The following is a 498-nucleotide window of genomic DNA, read 5'->3' as shown; positions in this document are numbered from 1 at the left end:
CGGTACGCGGCTCCGGCCCTGTTGGAGGGGGCGGCGGGGCAGGGCGGGGGTGCGCGATGACCGCGCCGGGGCGGTGCGGGAGCGGCGACGTGGCCCTCGCCGTGCCGGGGGCGGGCGGGGAGCCGTCGGCCCGGACAGCCGCCGCAGAGGCCACCGCCCTGGAGGCCCTTCGGGTGCCGGACGCGTTGTCGGCCCGGGCGCCGGCCGAGCAGCGCGGGGCGGGGCGTGACGACGTACGGCTGCTCGTGTCCCGGGGGCGGACGGTCGCGCACCACGCGTTCCGGGAGCTGCCCGAGCAGTTGCGGGCCGGGGACGTGCTGGTGGTGAACACGTCCACGACGTTGCCCGCCGCGGTGAACGGGCGCGTCGGCGGGGAGCGGGTCGTCGTGCACTTCTCGACGCGGGGTGCGGACGGGCGGTGGGCGGTGGAACTGCGGGCGCCCAGGGGTGCGGGTGCCACCGGGCCGCGGCCGGGTGGTCCGGCGGGGGCGGTGGTGC

Annotated in this window: 1 protein-coding gene; it reads left to right on the top strand. The window is 80.3% G+C overall.

Annotated features, from left to right (window positions below):
* Window positions 1–56 precede the first annotated feature (56 nt).
* Window positions 57–498 (top strand): S-adenosylmethionine:tRNA ribosyltransferase-isomerase (locus D3105_RS34190; protein WP_165891150.1); only part of this gene is annotated, 442 nt, incomplete at its 3' end.

This window comes from Streptomyces globisporus, from assembly GCF_003501885.1.
Classification (GTDB): domain Bacteria; phylum Actinomycetota; class Actinomycetes; order Streptomycetales; family Streptomycetaceae; genus Streptomyces; species Streptomyces globisporus_D.
Note: the sequence above shows the minus strand (reverse complement) of the source record. Positions and strands in the feature narration are given on the sequence as shown.